The organism is Xanthomonas sp. NCPPB 2922 (assembly GCF_041520885.1).
Classification (GTDB): Bacteria; Pseudomonadota; Gammaproteobacteria; order Xanthomonadales; family Xanthomonadaceae; genus Xanthomonas; species Xanthomonas campestris.
The window spans coordinates 98143-119728 of sequence record NZ_JBGOFY010000006.1 but is presented as its reverse complement, the minus strand read 5'-3'; the positions used below and the strand labels follow the sequence as shown (position 1 = coordinate 119728).

16 protein-coding genes and 5 tRNA genes are annotated in these 21586 nt (G+C 62.0%); all 21 read left to right on the top strand.

Annotation, left to right across the window (positions count from 1 at the left end; translation table 11 throughout):
* Positions 1 to 3: 3 nt before the first annotated feature.
* The 21 genes from ACD584_RS09620 to fusA all read left to right on the top strand — a co-directional run bounded on the left by ACD584_RS09620 (position 4) and on the right by fusA (position 21546).
* A tRNA-Gln gene (locus ACD584_RS09620) sits at positions 4 to 80 on the top strand.
* 184 nt (positions 81 to 264) lie between these two features.
* The gene (locus ACD584_RS09615) at positions 265 to 1224 is read left to right on the top strand and encodes a ribose-phosphate diphosphokinase (RefSeq protein WP_011269977.1); all 960 of its coding nucleotides are present in this window, start codon (positions 265 to 267) and stop codon (positions 1222 to 1224) included.
* A gap of 108 nt (positions 1225 to 1332) precedes the next feature.
* A complete protein-coding gene (locus ACD584_RS09610) occupies positions 1333 to 1962 on the top strand; it encodes a 50S ribosomal protein L25/general stress protein Ctc (protein ID WP_076036318.1) in 630 nt (209 codons plus the stop codon).
* Positions 1963 to 2012: 50 nt separating this feature from the next.
* Positions 2013 to 2594 (top strand): aminoacyl-tRNA hydrolase, encoded by a 582-nt coding sequence (gene pth, locus ACD584_RS09605; protein ID WP_076036317.1) that lies wholly within the window; start codon positions 2013 to 2015, stop codon positions 2592 to 2594.
* A gap of 76 nt (positions 2595 to 2670) precedes the next feature.
* Positions 2671 to 3762, top strand: a complete 1092-nt coding sequence (gene ychF / locus ACD584_RS09600; protein WP_076036316.1) for a redox-regulated ATPase YchF — start codon at positions 2671 to 2673, stop codon at positions 3760 to 3762.
* A 151-nt stretch (positions 3763 to 3913) separates the two neighbouring features.
* Positions 3914 to 3999 (top strand) — tRNA-Tyr (locus tag ACD584_RS09595).
* Between the two features lie 29 nt (positions 4000 to 4028).
* Positions 4029 to 4102, top strand: a tRNA-Gly gene (locus ACD584_RS09590).
* Positions 4103 to 4135: 33 nt separating this feature from the next.
* Positions 4136 to 4211, top strand: a tRNA-Thr gene (locus tag ACD584_RS09585).
* 46 nt (positions 4212 to 4257) lie between these two features.
* On the top strand, positions 4258 to 5448 hold the full coding sequence (tuf, locus tag ACD584_RS09580; RefSeq protein WP_040942179.1) for an elongation factor Tu: 1191 nt from the start codon (positions 4258 to 4260) through the stop codon (positions 5446 to 5448).
* 104 nt (positions 5449 to 5552) lie between these two features.
* A tRNA-Trp gene (locus ACD584_RS09575) sits at positions 5553 to 5628 on the top strand.
* A gap of 49 nt (positions 5629 to 5677) precedes the next feature.
* Positions 5678 to 6088: a preprotein translocase subunit SecE gene (gene secE, locus ACD584_RS09570; protein ID WP_014506812.1), complete on the top strand. Its 411-nt coding sequence runs from the start codon at positions 5678 to 5680 to the stop codon at positions 6086 to 6088.
* Positions 6089 to 6101: 13 nt separating this feature from the next.
* The gene (gene nusG / locus ACD584_RS09565) at positions 6102 to 6659 is read left to right on the top strand and encodes a transcription termination/antitermination protein NusG (RefSeq protein ID WP_011036113.1); all 558 of its coding nucleotides are present in this window, start codon (positions 6102 to 6104) and stop codon (positions 6657 to 6659) included.
* 197 nt (positions 6660 to 6856) lie between these two features.
* A complete protein-coding gene (rplK, locus tag ACD584_RS09560; RefSeq protein ID WP_040941709.1) occupies positions 6857 to 7285 on the top strand; it encodes a 50S ribosomal protein L11 in 429 nt (142 codons plus the stop codon).
* Between the two features lie 3 nt (positions 7286 to 7288).
* Positions 7289 to 7987, top strand: coding sequence for a 50S ribosomal protein L1 (gene rplA / locus ACD584_RS09555; RefSeq protein WP_011036115.1), 699 nt, complete (start codon positions 7289 to 7291; stop codon positions 7985 to 7987).
* A gap of 548 nt (positions 7988 to 8535) precedes the next feature.
* Complete coding sequence (gene rplJ / locus ACD584_RS09550; protein WP_011036116.1) at positions 8536 to 9069, top strand: 50S ribosomal protein L10; 534 nt, start codon at positions 8536 to 8538, stop codon at positions 9067 to 9069.
* A gap of 54 nt (positions 9070 to 9123) precedes the next feature.
* Positions 9124 to 9489, top strand: coding sequence for a 50S ribosomal protein L7/L12 (gene rplL / locus ACD584_RS09545; RefSeq protein WP_011036117.1), 366 nt, complete (start codon positions 9124 to 9126; stop codon positions 9487 to 9489).
* A 254-nt stretch (positions 9490 to 9743) separates the two neighbouring features.
* Positions 9744 to 13895 (top strand): DNA-directed RNA polymerase subunit beta, encoded by a 4152-nt coding sequence (rpoB, locus tag ACD584_RS09540; protein WP_014506816.1) that lies wholly within the window; start codon positions 9744 to 9746, stop codon positions 13893 to 13895.
* Positions 13896 to 13995: 100 nt separating this feature from the next.
* Positions 13996 to 18213 (top strand): DNA-directed RNA polymerase subunit beta', encoded by a 4218-nt coding sequence (gene rpoC / locus ACD584_RS09535; RefSeq protein WP_014506817.1) that lies wholly within the window; start codon positions 13996 to 13998, stop codon positions 18211 to 18213.
* Positions 18214 to 18436: 223 nt separating this feature from the next.
* Positions 18437 to 18811 carry a 30S ribosomal protein S12 gene (gene rpsL, locus ACD584_RS09530; protein WP_003469157.1) on the top strand — a complete coding sequence of 125 codons (375 nt, stop codon included), beginning with the start codon at positions 18437 to 18439 and terminating at the stop codon, positions 18809 to 18811.
* 12 nt (positions 18812 to 18823) lie between these two features.
* Positions 18824 to 19291, top strand: coding sequence for a 30S ribosomal protein S7 (rpsG, locus tag ACD584_RS09525; RefSeq protein WP_005993356.1), 468 nt, complete (start codon positions 18824 to 18826; stop codon positions 19289 to 19291).
* Positions 19292 to 19428: 137 nt separating this feature from the next.
* A complete protein-coding gene (gene fusA / locus ACD584_RS09520; protein WP_011036120.1) occupies positions 19429 to 21546 on the top strand; it encodes an elongation factor G in 2118 nt (705 codons plus the stop codon).
* Positions 21547 to 21586: the final 40 nt, after the last annotated feature.

Genomic DNA, 21586 nt, shown 5'->3' with positions numbered 1-21586 from the left:
TGCAGGGGCGTCGCCAAGAGGCCCAAGGCACCAGGTTTTGATCCTGGCATTCGTAGGTTCGAATCCTACCGCCCCTGCCAGTTGTTGAGAATCGATGCAGATCCCTCTGCACGCGCCGTACCTGCAGATCCCTCTGCAATCGCCCGCGCATCTTATGCGGGAGTGAGGGAAAGCATGTGCGGATCCAAAAAAGCCTGGCTTGGCGCGCCGTTGTCCCGCTCCGCCATCGACCCGCACGCTCTTTGCCGCCGCCCGAGAGATCTCATGCAAGACCAACGTAATCTGCTGGTGTTCTCCGGCAATGCCAATAAACCGCTTGCCCAAAGCATCTGCAAGGAGCTGGGCGTGCGCATGGGCAAGGCGCTGGTCACGCGCTTCTCCGATGGCGAAGTGCAGGTCGAGATCGAAGAGAGCGTGCGCCGGCAGGAAGTGTTCGTCATCCAGCCGACCTGCGCGCCCAGCGCCGAGAACCTGATGGAACTGCTGGTGCTGATCGACGCGCTCAAGCGCGCCAGCGCCGCGTCCGTCACCGCGGTGATCCCGTATTTCGGGTATTCGCGCCAGGACCGCCGCATGCGCTCCTCGCGCGTGCCGATCACCGCCAAGGTCGCCGCCAAGATGATCTGCGCGATGGAGGCCGACCGCGTGTTGACGGTTGACCTGCATGCCGATCAGATCCAGGGCTTTTTCGATGTGCCGGTCGACAACGTGTACGCCTCGCCGCTGTTGCTGGCCGACATCTGGCGCGCCTACGGCACCGACAACCTGATCGTGGTCTCGCCGGACGTGGGCGGTGTGGTGCGCGCGCGCGCAGTCGCAAAGCGCCTGGACGATGCGGACCTGGCCATCATCGACAAGCGTCGCCCGCGCGCCAACGTCGCCACGGTGATGAACATCATCGGTGACGTGCAGGGCAAGACCTGCGTGCTGGTGGACGACCTGGTCGATACCGCTGGCACCCTGTGCGCAGCCGCTGCGGCACTCAAGCAGCGCGGTGCGCTCAAGGTCGTGGCCTACATCACCCACCCGGTGCTGTCCGGCCCGGCGGTGGACAACATCAACAATTCGCAGCTCGACGAGCTGGTGGTCACTGACACGATCCCGCTGAGCGCAGCGGCACGCACGTGCCCCAAGATTCGCCAGCTGAGCGTGGCCGAACTGCTGGCCGAGACCATCCGCCGCATCGCCTTCGGCGAGTCGGTCAGCTCGCTCTACGTCGACTGACAGGTTCTTCGGCATCCGGATGTCCGGGTGCCGCAATCCGTCTCTCCTGGTCGCGGGGGAGACGCTTCATCGCCGCGAGGCGGTGTTCCAACTAGGTAGTGAAATCCAATGGCAAAGACTCATGAAATCAAGGTCGAGCGCCGCGCAGACGAGGGGAAGGGTGCGAGCCGCCGCCTGCGTCACGCTGGCGTCATTCCGGCCATCGTTTACGGTGGCGAACTCGAGCCGGTCAGCATCCAGCTCAACCACGAGCAGATCTGGCTTGCGCAGCGGAACGAGTGGTTCTACTCGTCGATCCTCGACCTGAACCTCAATGGCGACGTGCAGCAGGTGCTGCTGCGTGACATGCAGCGCCATCCGTTCAAGCAGCTGATCATGCACATCGACTTCCAGCGCGTCAGTGCCAACGAGAAGCTCAGCGCTTCGGTGCCGCTGCACTTCATCAACGAAGCAAGCTCGCCGGCTGGCAAGTCGAGTGAAGTGGTCGTGACCCATGAGCTCAACGAAGTCCAGGTGGTCTGCCTGCCGAAGGACCTGCCGGAGTTCATCGAGATCGATCTGAGCACGCTGGAAGTGGGCACCGTGATCCACTTGTCGGAAATTACCCTGCCGGCCGGCGTGGAGATTCCCGAGCTGAAGCTGGGCAAGGAACACGACGTGGCAGTGGTCATCGCCAAGCACGGTCAGGTGGAAGCCGACGACGTGGCTGACGAAGCCGCTGAAGGCGACGCCAAGTAATCGGCTGGCCGGTGCTGCGTCACTGCGCAGCACCGGCTCCGGTATACCGTATGTCTGCATTACGTCTGATCGTCGGGCTGGGCAATCCCGGTCCCGAACACGCGCAAACCCGGCACAACGCCGGGTTTCGTTTCGTCGATGCGCTCGCCGAGCGCACCGGCGCACGGTGGGGCCTGGACAGCAAGCTGTTCGGCGAAACCGCCAAGGCCGAGATCGCCGGCCACACGGTGTGGTTGCTCAAACCCGCCACTTTCATGAACCTAAGTGGCAAGTCGATCACTGCTGCGCTGCGGTTCTGGAAGATCGAGCCTGAGCAGCTGCTGGTTGCGCATGACGAGCTGGACCTGGCGCCGGGCACGGCGCGGCTCAAGTTCGACGGCGGCCATGGCGGCCAGAATGGCCTGCGTGACACCATCCGTCTGCTCGGACATGGCAAGTTCCACCGGCTGCGGGTCGGAATCGGTCACCCTGGTCACAAGGACCGCGTGGTGCCCTGGGTGCTGGGGCGTGCCGGACGCGATGACGACATAGCGATCGGCGAGGCAGTGGATGCGACCATCGATGCGCTGCCGCTGGCACTGGACGGTAATTTCAACGAGGCGATGAAGCGGTTGCACACCCCAAAAAAATAGAGAATGGGGAATGGGGAATGGTAGGAGCGCTGCTCTGCCATTCCCCATTCCCGATTCTCCATTCACTGGACAACCCATGGGTATCAAATGCGGCATCGTCGGCCTGCCCAACGTTGGCAAGTCGACCCTGTTCAATGCCTTGACCAAGGCCGGCATCGCCGCGGCCAATTTTCCGTTCTGCACGATCGAGCCCAACGTGGGCGTGGTACCGGTGCCGGATCCACGTCTGAATGAGTTGGCCGAGATCGTCAAGCCGCAGAAGCTGATTCCGACCGCGGTCGAGTTCGTCGACATCGCCGGTCTGGTGGCAGGTGCGGCAAGCGGCGAAGGGCTGGGCAACAAGTTCCTGGCGCACATCCGCGAGGTCGATGCGATCACCCACGTGGTGCGTTGCTTCGAGCATGCCGACATCATCCACGTGAACAACAAGGTCGACCCGATCGCCGATATCGAAACCATCGATACCGAGCTGGCGCTGGCCGACCTGGATAGCGTGGAAAAGGCCCTGAATCGTGCCGAGCGCAGTGCCAAGGGTGGCGATAAGGAAGCGGCAGCACGCAAGCCGGTGCTGGCCAAGTTGCAGGCGGCACTTGCCGACGGCAAGGCAGGGCGCTCCGCTGGTCTGGACGAGGAAGAGAAGGCGCTGGTGCGCGATCTGTTCCTGCTCACGCTCAAGCCGGTGATGTACATCTGCAACGTGCTCGAAGACGGGTTCGAGAACAATGCACACCTGGATGCCGTGCGTGCGCATGCCGCCGCCGAAGGCGCCGAGGTCGTGCCGGTTTCCGCTGCGATCGAAGAAGAGTTGTCCCAGCTCGACGATGCCGACCGCGACACCTTCCTGGCCGATCTCGGTCTCGACGAGCCGGGCCTGAATCGCGTCATTCGCGCCGCCTACAAGTTGCTTGGGCTACAGACCTACTTCACCGCAGGCGTCAAGGAAGTGCGTGCCTGGACGGTCAAGGCCGGTTCCACCGCGCCGCAGGCTGCCGCCGTGATCCATACCGACTTCGAGAAGGGCTTCATTCGCGCCGAAACGATCGCTTTCGATGACTTCATCAAGTATCGCGGCGAATCCGGTGCGCGCGACGCGGGTCGGCTACGTCTGGAAGGCAAGGAATACCGCGTCAAGGAAGGCGACGTGCTGCATTTCCGCTTCAACGTCTGAGGCGATGCGCGCGGCCCGCAGGGGCGTGCGCCATCTTCGGTGAAATTGCTCCAAATTTTTGTTGACACCGCATGCGTCCCACAACAAAATAGCGGGCTGCTTCACCCCGAACCGAATCGCTTTATCGCGCCCCGGTCCGGTAGTAAAAGCTGGAGGGATACCCAAGCGGCCAACGGGGGCAGACTGTAAATCTGCTGGCTTACGCCTTCGGTGGTTCGAATCCACCTCCCTCCACCAGTTTCATGTTGTGTCTTGCAGTTCCCGGCGCGGGAGTAGTTCAACGGTAGAACCTCAGCCTTCCAAGCTGATGGTGCGGGTTCGATTCCCGTCTCCCGCTCCATTGAACGTAAATGCATGGCATAATGCAAAACTCGCTCACGTAGCTCAGTCGGTAGAGCACCTCCTTGGTAAGGAGGAGGTCGAAGGTTCGATTCCTTTCGTGAGCACCATTACTCAATCGTCTTCAACTCCAAACGATTACCGAGACACGCACCCATGGCAAAAGCTAAATTTCTTCGCGAAAAGCTGCACGTTAACGTCGGCACCATCGGTCACGTCGACCATGGCAAGACCACGTTGACCGCTGCGCTGACCAAGATCGGTGCCGAGCGTTTCGGTGGCGAGTTCAAGGCGTACGACGCGATCGACGCAGCGCCGGAAGAGAAGGCGCGTGGTATCACGATCTCGACCGCGCACGTTGAATATGAGTCCGCAGTGCGCCATTACGCGCACGTCGATTGCCCCGGCCACGCCGACTACGTCAAGAACATGATCACAGGTGCTGCGCAGATGGATGGCGCGATCCTGGTGTGTTCGGCCGCTGACGGCCCGATGCCGCAGACCCGTGAGCACATCCTGCTCTCGCGTCAGGTCGGTGTGCCGCACATCGTCGTGTTCCTGAACAAGGCCGACATGGTCGACGACGCCGAGCTGCTTGAGCTGGTCGAGATGGAAGTGCGTGAGCTCCTGAGCAAGTACGACTTCCCGGGCGACGACACCCCGATCATCCACGGTTCGGCCCGTCTGGCGCTGGAAGGCGATCAGAGCGACATCGGTGTGCCGGCGATCCTGAAGCTGGTCGAAGCCCTGGATACCTTTATTCCGGATCCGACCCGCGACGTCGACCGTCCGTTCCTGATGCCGGTCGAAGACGTGTTCTCGATCTCGGGTCGTGGCACCGTGGTGACCGGTCGTATCGAGCGCGGCATCATCAAGGTCGGCGATGAAATCGAAATCGTCGGTATCCGCGACACGCAGAAGACCACGGTCACCGGCGTTGAAATGTTCCGCAAGTTGCTGGACCAGGGCCAGGCAGGCGACAACGCCGGTCTGCTGCTGCGCGGCACCAAGCGTGACGACGTGGAGCGCGGCCAGGTGCTGTGCAAGCCGGGTTCGATCAAGCCGCACACCGAGTTCGAAGCCGAAGTCTACGTGCTGTCGAAGGACGAGGGCGGCCGTCACACCCCGTTCTTCAAGGGCTACCGTCCGCAGTTCTACTTCCGCACCACCGACATCACTGGCGCATGCCAGCTGCCGGAAGGCGTGGAAATGGTGATGCCGGGCGATAACGTGAAGATGGTCGTGACCCTGATCAACCCGGTCGCGATGGACGAAGGTCTGCGCTTCGCAATCCGTGAAGGTGGCCGCACCGTCGGCGCCGGCGTGGTCGCCAAGATCGTCAAGTAAGTGCCTGCAATCCGGTGACTTCGGTCGCCGGGTTCATACGAATGGCGGGCCGGCTGAACCTCGGTCCGCCTTCGTTGTCTCAGGGTGTGCGGTAACGAGTACATACGCCAGTAGCTCAATTGGCAGAGCAGCGGTCTCCAAAACCGCAGGTTGGGGGTTCGAGTCCCTCCTGGCGTGCCACTCCTCTTTCCGGCCCAGCGATTCGGGTCAGATCGGTAACTAGAGCCGGATGAATAGCAAAATCGAGCCGTCCAAGAGCGCGTCGTCCGCTAGCGCTGATATTGTCAAATACGTCATCTCCGCGATCCTGGTGGTTGCGGGGTTGTTTGTGTGGTTCTGGTTTTCAACGCCGGAGCGTGCCACCCAATTTGGAGCCTGGACCCCGCAACTGCGTGCCCTGGCTGTGATCGTGGGCCTGGTAGCCGGCGCATTTGTGTTTCTGGGAACCGGCAAGGGTCGGGAAACCCGCGAATTTATGTCCGAATCCAGGTTCGAGCTGCGCAAGGTGGTCTGGCCAACGCGCCAGGAAGCCATCCGCACCACCTGGGTCGTTATTGTTGTTGTGATCATTCTGAGTTTGCTGTTGGGCGGCTTCGACTTTGTCATCCAGAAGCTCACGCAGTGGTTCCTGGCTCGTTGAGGAGAATCAAGCAGTGAAGCGTTGGTATGTCGTTCACGCCTATTCAGGCTTCGAAAAATCCGTTGCGCAGGCTCTGCGCGACCGCATCGCACGCACCGAAATGGAAGAGCGTTTCGGCGACGTGCTGGTGCCGACCGAAGAGGTCATCGAGATGCGCGCCGGGCAGAAGCGCCGCTCCGAGCGCAAGTTCTTCCCCGGCTACGTGCTGGTGCAGATCGAGACGCATGACGAGGCCGGTATTCCGCGCATCGATAACGAAAGCTGGCATCTGGTGAAGGAAACCCCGAAGGTCATGGGGTTCATCGGCGGCACCGCCGATCGTCCGTTGCCGATTCGCGATGAAGAAGCCGATGCGATCCTGCAGCGTGTGCAGGACGGTGTCGAAAAGCCGCGTCCGAAGGTGTTGTTCGAGCCTGGCCAGATGGTGCGTGTCACCGACGGCCCGTTCAACGACTTCAACGGTGTGGTGGAAGAAGTCAACTACGAGAAGAGCAGGCTGCGTGTCGCGGTGCTGATCTTCGGTCGCTCCACGCCGGTCGAGCTCGAGTTCGGCCAGGTCGAGAAGGGCTGACCCTGGCGGGTGCCTGCTAGGCACCCTTGCCAATTACTGCTATAGTGCGCGGCTCGCTCACCTGGCGACCGCCGGGAACCAATGGCTGCCGTACGGCGGCCATCTGCGCATTGTCAAAACGCGAAGCCGGGACGCGTGATTCTCCCGGTCCGATGGGGAGCCTGTTGTTCAGGCGCTAGCACCCGGAGAGTATTGAAATGGCTAAGAAAGTAGTTACTTACATCAAGTTGCAGGTCAAGGCCGGACAGGCCAATCCTGCGCCGCCGGTCGGTCCTGCGCTGGGTCAGCGCGGTCTGAACATCATGGAGTTCTGCAAGGCGTTCAATGCCGCGACCTCCAAGCTGGAGCCGGGCCTGCCGACGCCGGTGATCATCACCGCGTACTCGGACCGTACCTTCACCTTCATCACCAAGAGCACCCCGGCCAGCGTACTGCTCAAGAAGGCTGCCGGCGTGACCTCCGGGTCCAAGCGTCCGAACACCGACAAGGTGGGCAAGGTGACGCGCAAGCAGCTGGAAGAGATCGCCAAGGTCAAGGAAGCCGATCTCACGGCGGCCGAGCTGGAAGCGGCAGTGCGCACGATTGCGGGTTCTGCCCGCAGCATGGGTTTGACGGTGGAGGGCTAAGACATGGCACAGAGCAAGCGCGTGAAGGCCATTGCGGCCGCTGTCGTTCCGGGCAAGACCTATGCCTTCGAAGACGCAATCAAGATCCTGAAGACCTCCACCAAGGCCAAGTTCGTCGAGTCCATCGACGTCGCTGTGCGCCTGGGCGTGGATGCCAAGAAGTCCGACCAGCAGGTGCGCGGTTCCACCGTGTTGCCGGCCGGTACCGGCAAGAGCGTGCGGGTTGCAGTGTTCGCACCGGCTGGCGCCAAGGCTGACGAAGCCCTGGCTGCAGGCGCTGAAGCCGTGGGTATGGACGACCTGGCCGAGAAGATGCAGGCCGGCGATCTGAACTACGACGTGGTCATCGCGACCCCGGACGCCATGCGCGTCGTCGGTAAGCTCGGCACCCTGTTAGGTCCGCGCGGCCTGATGCCGAACCCGAAGGTCGGTACGGTTTCCCCGAACCCGGGTGAAGCGGTCAAGAACGCCAAGTCGGGTCAGGTGCGCTACCGCACCGACAAGGCCGGCATCATCCACTGCACCATCGGCAAGGCCAGCTTCGACGACGAAGCGCTGAAGTCGAATCTGCAGGCGCTGCTGCTGGATCTGGTCAAGGCCAAGCCGGCCACCTCCAAGGGTACCTACCTGCAGAAGGTGTCGGTCAGCTCGACCATGGGTCCCGGCGTGACCGTGGATCAGTCGAGCCTGTCGCTGAAGTAATGCAGTACGTCGGGCGTGTCACACGCCTGACGTGGTGTTGCAGTAATGCATTGTTTTTCCGGCCCGGGTCACCGTGTGCTGGGAGTCCGTTCCCTCCTTTGGGGAAACGGACATTTTGAAGGCGATCGCCGGTACTGCCGGCGGTAGCCGTCAAAGACCGCAGGCGCGGTCAGCGCAGATCGACGACGGGCAGGGATGCTCGCACTGGCATGGAGTCGCCGTCGAGACAGCGGGATCGCTTGATTGGTTCGTCAGAGCCGGCCGGCGTAGATGGTGTCGCCCTTCTGGAGTTTTCTGGTTAACGCGCTTCTGGGGCAACCCGGATCGAGCCCACTCCAGGTCTAGAACGGCCACCAAAGGAACATCGGTCGATGTTCCCGGCTTCCAGGAAGGAGGCTGCCCTGGACCGCAACCGGCAGGAGCCGCGAGCGGAGTAGTTTGAAGCGGGGATGAGGGATTCAGCGTTGGGGATTTGCAGGAGCTGCTTCATGGCTTTCGACGAATCACCGGTCACGAATCACCAGTCCCGGCTTTAACGGAGGAGTGCAATGGCTCTCAATCTGTCTCAGAAGCAAGAAGTAGTCGCCGAGCTGGCAGACATCGCCGCCAAGGCCCACTCCTTGATCGCCGCCGAATACGCTGGCATCACGGTCTCTCAGATGACCGCGATGCGCAAGCAGGCTCGCGAAACCGGCGTGTTCTTGAAAGTTGTCAAGAACACCCTGGCCGTGCGCGCTGTTGAAGGTACTGATTTCGCTGTCGCTGCTGACAAGCTGGTCGGTCCTTTGCTGTATGCGTTTTCGATGGAGGAGCCCGGCGCTGCCGGTCGCCTGATCAAGGAATTTGCCAAGGGCAACGACAAGTTGCAGGCCAAGGTCGTGTCCATCGGCGGGGAACTGTTCCCGGCCAGTCATGTGGACGTGTTGGCATCGCTGCCGACCCTCGACCAGGCTCTGGCCATGTTGGCCCGCGTGCTGTCCGAACCGGCTGCCATGTTCGCCCGTGCCGTCAAGGCCGTTGGCGACAAGCAGGGTGGTGGCGACGAAGCCGCCGCGCCGGTCGCCGAGACTGCCGAAGCTTGATGTCCTAGCGTTCGCTAGAACCCCAATCCAGAAAATCATTTAAAGGTAATCACAATGTCCCTTACCAACGAACAGATCGTCGACGCCATCGCCGAGAAGTCCCTGATGGAAGTGATGGAGCTGGTCAAGGCCATCGAAGAGAAGTTCGGCGTCTCCGCCGCTGCCCCGGTCGCAGCAGCTGCTGCCGGCCCGGCTGCCGTGGTCGAAGAGCAGACCGAGTTCACCGTGGTGCTGACCAGCCCCGGCGCCAACAAGGTTGCCGCGATTAAGGCTGTGCGCGGCGTGACCGGTCTCGGTCTGAAGGAAGCCAAGGATCTGACCGAAGCCGGCGGCATCCTGAAGGAAGGCGTCAGCAAGGATGAAGCTGAGAAGATCAAGAAGGAAATGACCGAAGCCGGCGCGACCGTCGAAGTCAAGTAAGCGGCATCTTGCATCGCCCGCGTTTCATGGTGATGCACTGAAGGCTGGGGGCGTATAGCCCCCGGCCTTTGGCCGTTCCGGAGAGGTGTCATTTTCGGATGGCCAAATCCAACTCGCAGTCTCAAGGAGTTGGTAGTTGGAAGTAGCAGGAGAAGGCGTGCTGGTGCCGGCAATACCAGCGACTTCCAACTGACAACTTTTGTTATCTCAGGGCCGCCGCAACGCGGCCCCCGCAGCCCAGGGTGGAAGACCTCATGACGTCTTATTCGTTCACCGAAAAGAAACGTATCCGCAAGGACTTCGGCAAGCAGCGCTCGATTCTCGAAGTGCCGTTCCTGCTTGCCATCCAGGTGGATTCCTACCGCGAATTCCTGCAGGAAGACGTGGAGCCCAACAAGCGCAAGGACCTCGGTCTGCATGCGGCTCTGAAGTCGGTGTTCCCGATTTCCAGCTACAGCGGCAACGCCGCGCTGGAATACGTTGGTTACAAGTTGGGCGAGCCCGTGTTTGACGAGCGTGAATGCCGTCAGCGCGGCATGAGCTATGGCGCGCCGCTGCGCGTGACCGTGCGCCTGGTGATCTACGACCGCGAGTCGTCGACCAAGGCCATCAAGTACGTGAAGGAGCAGGAGGTCTATCTCGGCGAAATTCCGCTGATGACCGAAAACGGCACCTTCATCGTCAACGGTACCGAGCGCGTGATCGTCTCGCAGCTGCACCGTTCGCCAGGTGTGTTCTTCGACCACGACCGTGGCAAGACCCACAGCTCGGGCAAGCTGCTGTACAGCGCCCGCATCATTCCGTACCGCGGTTCCTGGCTGGACTTCGAGTTCGACCCGAAGGATGCGCTGTTCACCCGTATCGACCGTCGCCGCAAGCTGCCGGTCTCGATCCTGCTGCGTGCGCTTGGCTACAACAACGAAGAGATGTTGGCCGAGTTCTTCGAGATCAACACGTTCCACATCAACCCCGATGAAGGCGTGCAGCTGGAGCTGGTGCCGGAGCGTCTGCGTGGCGAAACGCTGAACTTCGACCTGGCCGATGGCGACAAGGTCATCGTGGAAGCCGGCAAGCGCATCACCGCGCGTCACGTCAAGCAGCTGGAAGCCGCCGGCGTTGCCGCGCTGGCCGTGCCGGACGACTACCTGGTCGGCCGCATCCTGTCGCACGACGTGGTCGATGGCTCGACCGGCGAGCTGCTGGCCAATGCCAACGACGAAATCAGCGAAGACCAGCTGGCTGCGTTCCGCAAGGCCGGCGTCGATGCCGTGGGCACCCTGTGGGTGAACGACCTGGATCGTGGCCCGTACCTGTCCAACACCTTGCGTATCGACCCGACCAAGACGCAGCTGGAAGCGCTGGTCGAGATCTACCGCATGATGCGTCCGGGCGAGCCGCCGACCAAGGAAGCCGCGCAGAACCTGTTCCACAACCTGTTCTTCACCTTCGAGCGCTATGACCTGTCCACGGTCGGCCGGATGAAGTTCAACCGTCGTGTCGGCCGCAAGGAAGTGCTGGGCGAGTCGGTGCTGTACGACAAGAAGTACTTTGCCGAGCGTAACGACGAAGAATCCAAGCGTCTGGTCGCCGAGCACGCCGACACCTCCGACATCCTGGAAGTGATCAAGGTGCTGACCGAGATCCGCAACGGTCGCGGCGTGGTCGATGACATCGATCACCTGGGCAACCGTCGCGTGCGTTCGGTCGGCGAAATGGCCGAGAACGTGTTCCGCGTGGGCCTGGTCCGCGTCGAGCGCGCGGTCAAGGAGCGTCTGTCGATGGCCGAATCCGAAGGTCTGACCCCGCAGGAACTGATCAACGCCAAGCCAGTGGCTGCTGCGATCAAGGAGTTCTTCGGCTCCTCGCAGCTGTCGCAGTTCATGGACCAGAACAACCCGCTGTCGGAAGTGACGCACAAGCGTCGCGTCTCCGCGCTGGGCCCGGGCGGTCTGACCCGCGAGCGTGCTGGCTTCGAAGTGCGCGACGTGCATCCGACCCATTACGGCCGCGTCTGCACCATCGAAACACCGGAAGGCCCGAACATCGGCCTGATCAACTCGCTGGCCGTGTTCGCCCGCACCAACCAGTACGGCTTCCTCGAGACGCCGTACCGTAAGGTGCTGGACGGCAAGGTCTCCGACGACGTCGAGTACCTGTCGGCGATCGAAGAAAACGAGTACGTGATCGCGCAGGCGAATGCGCTGACCGACGCCAAGAACATGCTCACCGAGCAGTTCGTGCCGTGCCGGTTCCAGGGCGAGTCGCTGCTCAAGCCGCCGGCTGAAGTGCACTTCATGGACGTCTCGCCGATGCAGACCGTGTCGGTCGCCGCGGCGTTGGTGCCGTTCCTGGAACACGATGACGCGAACCGCGCACTGATGGGCGCCAACATGCAGCGCCAGGCCGTGCCGACCCTGCGTTCGCAGAAGCCGTTGGTGGGTACCGGTATCGAGCGTGCGGTTGCGCGCGACTCGGGCGTGACCGTGAATGCCCGCCGTGGTGGTGTGATCGAGCAGATCGACGCCGCACGCATCGTGGTCAAGGTCAACGAGGCAGAAATTGGCGGCGGCACCGATGCCGGCGTGGATATCTACAACCTGATCAAGTACACCCGCTCCAACCAGAACACCTGCATCAACCAGCGTCCGCTGGTGAACGTGGGTGACGTGATCGCGCGCGGCGACGTGCTGGCCGACGGCCCGTCCACCGACATCGGTGAACTGGCGCTGGGTCAGAACATGCTGATCGCCTTCATGCCCTGGAACGGCTACAACTTCGAAGACTCCATCCTGCTCTCCGAGCGCGTGGTGGAAGAGGATCGTTACACCACGATCCACATCGAAGAACTGACCTGCGTTGCGCGTGACACCAAGCTGGGGCCGGAGGAAATTTCCGCCGACATCCCGAACGTGTCCGAGCAGGCCTTGAACCGTCTGGATGAAAGCGGCGTGGTGTACATCGGTGCAGAAGTGCGCGCCGGCGACATCATGGTCGGCAAGGTCACGCCGAAGGGCGAGAGCCAGCTGACCCCGGAAGAAAAGCTGCTGCGTGCGATCTTCGGTGAGAAGGCCTCCGACGTGAAGGACAGCTCGCTGCGCGTGCCCCCGGGCATGGACGGCACCGTCATCGACGTGCAGGTCTTCACCCGCGACGGCATCGAGAAGGACAAGCGTGCGCGCCAGATCGAGGAATCCGAGATCAAGCGCGTCAAGAAGGACTTCGACGACCAGTTCCGCATCCTTGAAGCGGCCATCTACGCACGGTTGAGGTCCCAGATCGTGGGCAAGGTCGCCAATGGCGGTCCGAACCTGAAGAAGGGCGACAACGTCACCGACGCGTACCTGGACGGCCTGAAGAAGTCCGACTGGTTCCAGCTGCGCATGAAGGACGACGACGCAGCCGATGCGATCGAACGCGCGCAGAAGCAGATCCAGGCGCACGAGAAGGAATTCGAAGCACGCTTCGCCGACAAGCGCGGCAAGATCACCCAGGGCGATGACCTCGCACCGGGCGTGCTGAAGATGGTCAAGGTGTTCCTGGCGGTGAAGCGCCGCATCCAGCCGGGCGACAAGATGGCAGGCCGCCACGGCAACAAGGGTGTGGTCTCCAACGTCGTGCCTGTCGAGGACATGCCGTACATGGCCACCGGCGAGCCGGTCGACATCGTGCTGAACCCGCTGGGCGTGCCGTCGCGTATGAATATCGGCCAGATCCTGGAAGTGCATCTGGGCTGGGCAGCCAAGGGCCTGGGTCGCAAGATCCAGCGCATGCTGGAAGCCCAGACCGCAGTCAGCGAGCTGCGCAAGTTCCTCGACGACATCTACAACCACGACAGCGCGATCAATGCCGAGCGCGTGGACCTGTCGCAGTTCAGCGATGAGGAATTGCTCAACCTGGGCAAGAACCTGATCGATGGCGTGCCGATGGCCACCCCGGTGTTCGACGGTGCCAGCGAAGCGGAGATCAAGCGCATGCTGGAACTGGCCGAACTGCCGCAGAGCGGTCAGACCCAGCTGTACGACGGTCGTACCGGCGAAGCGTTCGATCGCAAGACCACGGTTGGCTACATGCATTACCTGAAGTTGAACCACTTGGTCGACGACAAGATGCATGCCCGCTCGACCGGCCCTTACTCGCTCGTTACCCAGCAGCCGCTGGGCGGCAAGGCGCAGTTCGGTGGTCAGCGCTTCGGTGAGATGGAAGTCTGGGCGCTGGAAGCCTACGGCGCGGCCTACACCCTGCAGGAAATGCTGACGGTGAAGTCCGACGACGTGCAGGGCCGCAACCAGATGTACAAGAACATCGTCGATGGTGAGCACGAGATGGTCGCGGGCATGCCGGAATCCTTCAACGTGTTGGTGAAGGAAATCCGCTCGCTGGCGATCAACATGGAACTGGAAGAGTGATCGGACAGGACCCGGGGGCCGCCACGCGGCGCCCGGTGTCCTCCCGCATGACCGCCTGTTTCATCTCAGATACGAAATTCCTCCGACCCGGAGATATCAAATGAAAGACCTGCTCAATCTCTTCAATCAGCAGCGCCAGACGCTGGATTTCGACGCGATCAAGATCGCGCTGGCGTCGCCGGACCTGATTCGTTCGTGGTCCTACGGCGAAGTGAAGAAGCCCGAAACCATCAACTACCGGACCTTCAAGCCCGAGCGTGACGGCCTGTTCTGCGCCGCCATCTTCGGACCGATCAAGGACTACGAGTGCCTGTGCGGCAAGTACAAGCGCATGAAGCACCGTGGCGTGGTCTGCGAAAAGTGCGGCACCGAAGTCACCCTGGCCAAGGTGCGTCGCGAGCGCATGGGTCACATCGACCTGGCCTCGCCGGTCGCGCACATCTGGTTCCTCAAGTCGCTGCCGTCGCGCATCGGCCTGATGCTGGACATGACCCTGCGTGACATCGAGCGCGTGCTGTACTTCGAAGCCTATGTCGTCACCGAGCCGGGCCTGACCCCGCTCGAGCGCCGCCAGCTGCTGACCGAAGAGCAGTACCTGACCGCACGCCAGGAGTACAACGACGACTTCGACGCCGCCATGGGCGCCGAGGCCGTGTACGAGCTGCTGCGCACGATCGACCTGCAGTCGGAAATGACCCGTCTGCGCGAAGAAATCGCCAGCACCGGTTCGGAAACCAAGCTCAAGCGTCTCACCAAGCGCATCAAACTGATCGAAGCCTTCCTGGAGTCGGGTAACCGTCCGGAGTGGATGGTCATGACCGTGTTGCCCGTGCTGCCGCCGGACCTGCGTCCGCTGGTGCCGCTGGATGGTGGCCGCTTCGCGACCTCGGATCTGAACGATCTGTACCGCCGCGTGATCAACCGCAACAACCGTCTGCGCCGCCTGCTGGAGCTCAACGCTCCGGACATCATCGTGCGCAACGAAAAGCGCATGCTGCAGGAATCGGTGGATGCGCTGCTGGACAACGGCCGGCGCGGTCGTGCCATCACCGGCACCAACAAGCGTCCGCTGAAGTCGCTGGCCGACATGATCAAGGGCAAGCAGGGCCGGTTCCGTCAGAACCTGCTCGGCAAGCGCGTGGACTACTCCGGTCGTTCGGTCATCACCGTCGGTCCGTACCTCAAGCTGCACCAGTGCGGCCTGCCGAAGAAGATGGCGCTGGAGCTGTTCAAGCCATTCGTGTTCGCCAAGCTGCAGCGTCGCGGCCTGGCCACCACCATCAAGGCCGCCAAGAAGCTGGTCGAGCGCGAAGAAGCCGAAGTCTGGGACATCCTGGAAGAGGTGATCCGCGAGCATCCGGTGCTGCTGAACCGTGCGCCGACCCTGCACCGTCTGGGCATCCAGGCGTTCGAGCCGGTGTTGATCGAAGGCAAGGCCATCCAGCTGCATCCGCTGGTCTGCACCGCGTTCAACGCCGACTTCGACGGTGACCAGATGGCCGTCCACGTGCCGCTCTCGCTGGAAGCCCAGCTGGAAGCGCGTGCGCTGATGATGTCCACCAACAACATCCTGTCGCCGGCCAACGGCGAGCCGATCATCGTGCCGTCGCAGGACGTGGTGTTGGGCCTGTACTACATGAGCCGCGCCCTGGAGAACAAGAAGGGCGAGGGCATGGTGTTTGCCAACACCAGCGAAGTGAAGCGCGCCTACGACAACCGCGTGGTGGAACTGCACGCCAAGGTCAAGGTCCGCATCACCCAGGTGGACGTCGACACCGTCGACGGCAAGCGCACCAGCGGCACCTCGATCGTGGATACCACGGTCGGCCGTGCGCTGCTGAGCGAAATCCTGCCCGAAGGCCTGCCGTTCCAGCTGGCCAACACCGAGATGACCAAGAAGAACATCTCGCGTCTGATCAACTCCAGCTACCGTCTGCTGGGCTTGAAGGACACGGTCGTGTTCGCCGACAAGCTGATGTACACCGGCTATGCCTACGCAACCCGCGCAGGCGTGTCGATCGGCATCGACGACATGCTGATACCGGACGAGAAGAAGGGCATCCTCACCGAGGCAGAAGCCGAAGTGCTGGAAATCCAGGAGCAGTACCAGTCCGGTCTGGTCACCGCCGGCGAGCGCTACAACAAGGTCGTGGACATCTGGTCGCGTACCAGCGAGCGCATCGCCAAGGCGATGATGGACACCATCGGTACCGAGAAGGTCGAAAATGCCAAGGGCGAAACCATCGACCAGAAGTCGATGAACTCGCTCTACATCATGGCCGACTCCGGTGCGCGTGGTAGCCAGGCGCAGATCCGTCAGCTGGCCGGTATGCGCGGCCTGATGGCGCGTCCGGACGGCTCGATCATCGAGACGCCCATCAAGGCGAACTTCCGCGAAGGCCTGAACGTGCAGGAGTACTTCAACTCCACCCACGGTGCCCGTAAGGGTCTGGCCGATACCGCGTTGAAGACGGCGAACTCGGGTTACCTGACCCGTCGTCTGGTCGACGTGGCGCAGGACGTGGTGATCACCGAAGTCGATTGCGGCACCACCGAGGGGTTGATCATGACCCCGATCGTGGAAGGCGGCGACGTGGTGGAGCCGTTGAAGGAGCGCGTGCTGGGCCGTGTCGTGGCCGAGGACGTGTACCTGCCGGGCAACGACGAAGAACCGATCGTCACCCGCAACACGCTGCTCGACGAAGCCTGGGTTGCCAAGCTGGAAGACGCCAGCGTGCAATCGGTGAAGGTGCGTTCGACCATCAGCTGCGAATCCTCGTTCGGCGTGTGCGCACGCTGCTACGGCCGCGATCTCGCACGTGGTCACCAGGTCAACATCGGCGAAGCGGTCGGCGTCATCGCCGCGCAGTCGATCGGTGAGCCGGGTACCCAGCTCACCATGCGTACGTTCCACATCGGTGGTGCGGCATCGCGTGCGGCTGCGGTGGACAACATCACCGTCAAGACCACCGGTTCGGTGAAGTTCAACAACCTCAAGTCGGTGGCGCATGCCAGCGGCGCACTGGTTGCGGTCTCGCGTTCGGGCGAACTGTCCGTGCTCGATGGCCATGGCCGTGAGCGTGAGCGTTACAAGCTGCCCTACGGTGCCACCATCACCGCCAAGGATGGTGATGCAGTCAAGGCCGGTCAGGCCGTGGCCAATTGGGATCCGCATAACCACCCGATCGTGTCGGAAGTGGCCGGTTTCATTCGCTTCATCGACTTCGTCGACGGCGTCACCGTCATCGAGAAGACCGACGAACTGACTGGTCTGGCGTCGCGCGAAATCACCGACCCGAAGCGTCGTGGTGCCCAGGCCAAGGAGCTGCGCCCGATCGTGCGCATCGTTGATGCCAAGGGCAATGATCTGACCATTCCGAACACGGATCTGCCGGCGCAGTACCTGCTGCCGCCGCGCTCGATCGTCAACCTGCAGGACGGCGCCGCCGTCGGCGTGGGCGACGTGGTGGCGAAGATCCCGCAGGAAGCGTCGAAGACCCGCGACATCACCGGTGGTCTGCCGCGCGTGGCCGATCTGTTCGAAGCACGCAAGCCGAAGGATCCTGCGATCCTGGCCGAGCGCTCGGGCATCATCAGCTTCGGTAAGGACACCAAGGGCAAGCAGCGTCTGATCATCAAGGACACCGATGGCAGCGAACACGAAGAGCTGATCCCCAAGTACCGCCAGATCATCGTGTTCGAAGGCGAGCACGTGACCAAGGGCGAGACCGTGGTGGACGGCGAGCCGAGCCCGCAGGACATCCTGCGTCTGCTGGGTGTCGAGCCGCTGGCCGCGTATCTGGTCAAGGAAATCCAGGACGTGTACCGCCTGCAGGGCGTGAAGATCAACGACAAGCACATCGAGGTGATCACTCGCCAGATGCTGCGTAAGGTCGAGATCACCGATCAGGGCAACAGCAAGTTCCTCAACGGCGAGCAGGTCGAGCGCCAGCGCGTCATCGAGGAAAATGCACGCCTGGTCACGCGCAACGAGCTGCCGGCCAAGTACGACCCGGTGCTGCTGGGTATCACCAAGGCCTCGCTGGCCACCGAGTCGTTCATCTCGGCGGCGTCGTTCCAGGAGACCACACGCGTGTTGACAGAGGCTGCCGTCCGCGGCACCCGCGACAACCTGCGCGGTCTGAAGGAAAACGTCATCGTGGGTCGTTTGATTCCGGCCGGTACCGGTCTGGCGTATCACGCCGGTCGCCGCAAGGCATCGGGTCTGACCGACTCGGAAATGGAAACGCTGTCCGGCAAGCCGGCAGTGGCTGAACCGGTCGCGACCGTGGCCGACGCTGGTGCGGACGAGGAGTAAGCGCTCCGACGGCGGCCGCAAGGCCGCCGGTAGCCAAGCGAAAAGGAGGGCAGGAGGCCCTCCATTTTCCGGCCTTTGGATGGGCCAGCAGGGTTAGATTTCCGTGAAGTTGACGGAGTTTCGTCCTGCCAGCTATACTTCCCTGTCTCGGCGGGCCGTTATTCGGCCTGCCTTCGTTTTCATGCAAGGCCGTTTTTTGGCCTCCAATCAGAAGAATCGACTGATGGCAACGATTAATCAGCTGGTCCGCAAGCCTCGGCAGGCGACCACCTACAAGAGTGCCTCCCCGGCACTGGACAAGTGTCCGCAGCGCCGTGGCGTTTGCACACGCGTCTATACCACAACCCCGAAGAAGCCGAACTCGGCCCTTCGTAAGGTCGCCAAGGTGCGCCTGACGAACCAGGAAGAGGTCATCAGCTACATCGGTGGTGAAGGCCACAACCTGCAGGAGCACTCCGTGGTCCTGATTCGTGGTGGTCGCGTCAAGGATCTTCCCGGTGTGCGTTATCACACCGTCCGTGGTTCGCTGGACGCCGCCGGCGTCGCAAAGCGCCGTCAAGGTCGTTCCAAGTACGGCGCCAAGCGCCCGAAGAGCTAAGGAAATACACCAATGTCCCGTAAAGGTTCTACTCCGCAGCGCACCGTCCTGCCTGATCCAAAGCATGGCAGCGAAACCATTGCCCGCTTCATCAATATGGTGATGCAAAGTGGCAAGAAGTCGGTTGCTGAGAAAATTGTCTATGGCGCAATGGACGTCATTGGCGAAAAGAATCCGAATGCCGTCGAGCTGGTGCAGAAAGCACTGGACAACGTGGCCCCGGCTGTCGAAGTCAAATCGCGTCGCGTCGGTGGTGCTACCTATCAGGTGCCCGTCGAAGTGCGCTCCTCCCGTCGCATGGCGCTGGCAATGCGCTGGTTGATCGATTCCGCGCGCAAGCGTGGCGAGAACACCATGCCGCGCAAGCTGGCTGCAGAACTGTTGGACGCCTCGGAAAGCCGTGGCGGCGCGATCAAGAAGCGCGAAGAGACTCACCGTATGGCGGAGGCGAACAAGGCGTTCGCACATTACCGCTGGTGACCTCGGGGGCCTTGGTAACGGGGCCCTTCAGCACCATATGAGTGCTGTTTGCGACGCGCAAAGCGTCGCATCCAATCCGAAGGCCGCCGAAAGGCGGCGTTCGGCCATCCGAAATCCAAGAAATTGAGAGGCTCCCCGTGGCCCGTACCACTCCCATCGAGCGTTACCGCAACTTCGGCATCATGGCGCACATCGACGCCGGCAAGACCACCACGTCCGAGCGCATCCTGTTCTACACCGGCGTCAGTCACAAGATCGGCGAAGTCCATGACGGCGCTGCAGTGATGGACTGGATGGAGCAGGAGCAGGAGCGTGGCATCACCATCACCTCCGCTGCGACAACCGCATTCTGGACGGGTATGGACAAGTCCATGCCGCAGCACCGCTTCAACATCATCGATACCCCCGGGCACGTCGACTTCACCATCGAAGTGGAGCGCTCCTTGCGCGTGCTCGACGGTGCGGTGTTCGTGCTGTGCGCCGTGGGTGGCGTGCAGCCGCAGTCCGAGACCGTGTGGCGTCAGGCCAACAAGTACTCGGTGCCGCGCATGGCCTTCGTCAACAAGATGGACCGTACCGGTGCCAACTTCGACAAGGTCGTCGAGCAGCTGAAGGCCCGTCTGGGTGCTTATGCTGTGCCGATGCAGGTGCCGATCGGCGCCGAAGACGGCTTTGAGGGCGTGGTTGATCTGCTCAAGATGAAGGCGATCCATTGGGATACCGCTTCGCAGGGCACCACCTTCGAATATCGCGACATTCCGGCCGATCTGGTCGATGTGGCGACCGAGGCACGTTCGTTCATGGTCGAAGCGGCTGCTGAAGCCAGCGAAGCCCTGATGGACAAGTACCTCAACGACGGCGACCTGAGCGAAGACGAGATCCTGTCGGGTCTGCGCGAGCGCACCCTGAAGGTCGAGATCGTGCCGGTGTTCTGTGGCTCGGCGTTCAAGAACAAGGGCGTGCAGGCCATGCTCGACGGCGTCGTGCACCTGCTGCCGTCGCCTGCCGATCGTCCGCCGGTGCAGGGCATCGACGAAAACGAGAAGGAAGACACCCGTGATGCGACGGACACCGCGCCGTTCTCGGCACTGGCGTTCAAGATCATGACCGACCCGTTCGTCGGTTCGCTGACGTTCTTCCGTGTCTACTCGGGCACCTTGAACTCCGGCGACCAGGTCTACAACCCGGTCAAGTCGAAGAAAGAGCGCGTGGGCCGCATCCTGCAGATGCACTCCAACAATCGCGAAGAGATCAAGGAAGTGCGTGCGGGCGACATCGCCGCGGCTGTGGGCCTGAAGGACGTCACCACCGGTGACACCCTGTGCGCGCAGGACAAGATCATCACCCTGGAGCGCATGGTGTTCCCGGAGCCGGTGATCTCGATGGCGGTGGAGCCGAAGACCAAGTCGGACCAGGAAAAGATGGGCATGGCCCTGGGCCGTCTGGCGCAGGAAGATCCCTCGTTCCGCGTCAAGACCGACGAAGAATCCGGCCAGACCATCATCTCGGGCATGGGCGAGTTGCACCTGGACATCATCGTCGACCGCATGCGTCGCGAATTCAATGTCGAGGCCAACGTCGGCAAGCCGCAGGTGGCCTACCGCGAAACGATCCGCAAGTCCGACGTCAAGTCCGACTACAAGCACGCCAAGCAGTCCGGTGGTAAGGGTCAGTACGGTCACGTGGTGATCGAGCTGTCGCCGATGACCGAAGAAGATCGCAAGAACGATAGCGTCAAGGACGATTTCCTCTTCATCAACGACATCACCGGCGGCATCATCCCGAAGGAATTCATCCCCTCGGTTGAAAAGGGTCTGCGCGAAACGATCACCAGTGGTCCGATCGCCGGCTTCCCGGTGGTGGGCGTGAAGGTCAAGCTGGTGTTCGGCTCGTACCACGACGTCGACTCCTCGGAAATGGCGTTCAAGCTGGCCGCGTCGATGGCGTTCAAGCAGGGCTTCGCGAAAGCCAGCCCGGTGTTGCTGGAGCCGATCATGAAGGTCGAAATCGTCAGCCCGGAGGATTACCTGGGTGACGTGATGGGCGACGTGAGCCGCCGTCGTGGCGTGTTGCAGGGTCAGGACGACAGCCCGTCGGGCAAGATCATCAACGCGATGATTCCGCTGGGTGAAATGTTCGGCTACGCGACCTCGCTGCGCTCGATGAGCCAGGGTCGCGCGACGTTCTCAATGGAATTCGACCACTACGAAGAGGCACCGGCCAACATCGCCGACGCCGTCACCAAGAAGGGCTGAGTTCGCTCAGCCGCTTCACAAAATTTTCCAATTTAGAGGT

Excerpts from the sequence above, each read along its gene's own strand:
- rpoC (WP_014506817.1), top strand. The coding sequence starts at position 13,996 with ATGAAAGACCTGCTCAATCTCTTCAATCAGCAGCGCCAGACGCTGGAT.
- tuf (WP_040942179.1), top strand. The coding sequence starts at position 4,258 with ATGGCAAAAGCTAAATTTCTTCGCGAAAAGCTGCACGTTAACGTCGGC.
- secE (WP_014506812.1), top strand. The coding sequence starts at position 5,678 with ATGAATAGCAAAATCGAGCCGTCCAAGAGCGCGTCGTCCGCTAGCGCT.
- ACD584_RS09610 (WP_076036318.1), top strand. The coding sequence starts at position 1,333 with ATGGCAAAGACTCATGAAATCAAGGTCGAGCGCCGCGCAGACGAGGGG.
- rplK (WP_040941709.1), top strand. The coding sequence starts at position 6,857 with ATGGCTAAGAAAGTAGTTACTTACATCAAGTTGCAGGTCAAGGCCGGA.
- rplA (WP_011036115.1), top strand. The coding sequence starts at position 7,289 with ATGGCACAGAGCAAGCGCGTGAAGGCCATTGCGGCCGCTGTCGTTCCG.
- pth (WP_076036317.1), top strand. The coding sequence starts at position 2,013 with ATGTCTGCATTACGTCTGATCGTCGGGCTGGGCAATCCCGGTCCCGAA.
- rplL (WP_011036117.1), top strand. The coding sequence starts at position 9,124 with ATGTCCCTTACCAACGAACAGATCGTCGACGCCATCGCCGAGAAGTCC.
- rpsG (WP_005993356.1), top strand. The coding sequence starts at position 18,824 with ATGTCCCGTAAAGGTTCTACTCCGCAGCGCACCGTCCTGCCTGATCCA.
- ychF (WP_076036316.1), top strand. The coding sequence starts at position 2,671 with ATGGGTATCAAATGCGGCATCGTCGGCCTGCCCAACGTTGGCAAGTCG.
- rplJ (WP_011036116.1), top strand. The coding sequence starts at position 8,536 with ATGGCTCTCAATCTGTCTCAGAAGCAAGAAGTAGTCGCCGAGCTGGCA.
- rpsL (WP_003469157.1), top strand. The coding sequence starts at position 18,437 with ATGGCAACGATTAATCAGCTGGTCCGCAAGCCTCGGCAGGCGACCACC.
- rpoB (WP_014506816.1), top strand. The coding sequence starts at position 9,744 with ATGACGTCTTATTCGTTCACCGAAAAGAAACGTATCCGCAAGGACTTC.
- ACD584_RS09615 (WP_011269977.1), top strand. The coding sequence starts at position 265 with ATGCAAGACCAACGTAATCTGCTGGTGTTCTCCGGCAATGCCAATAAA.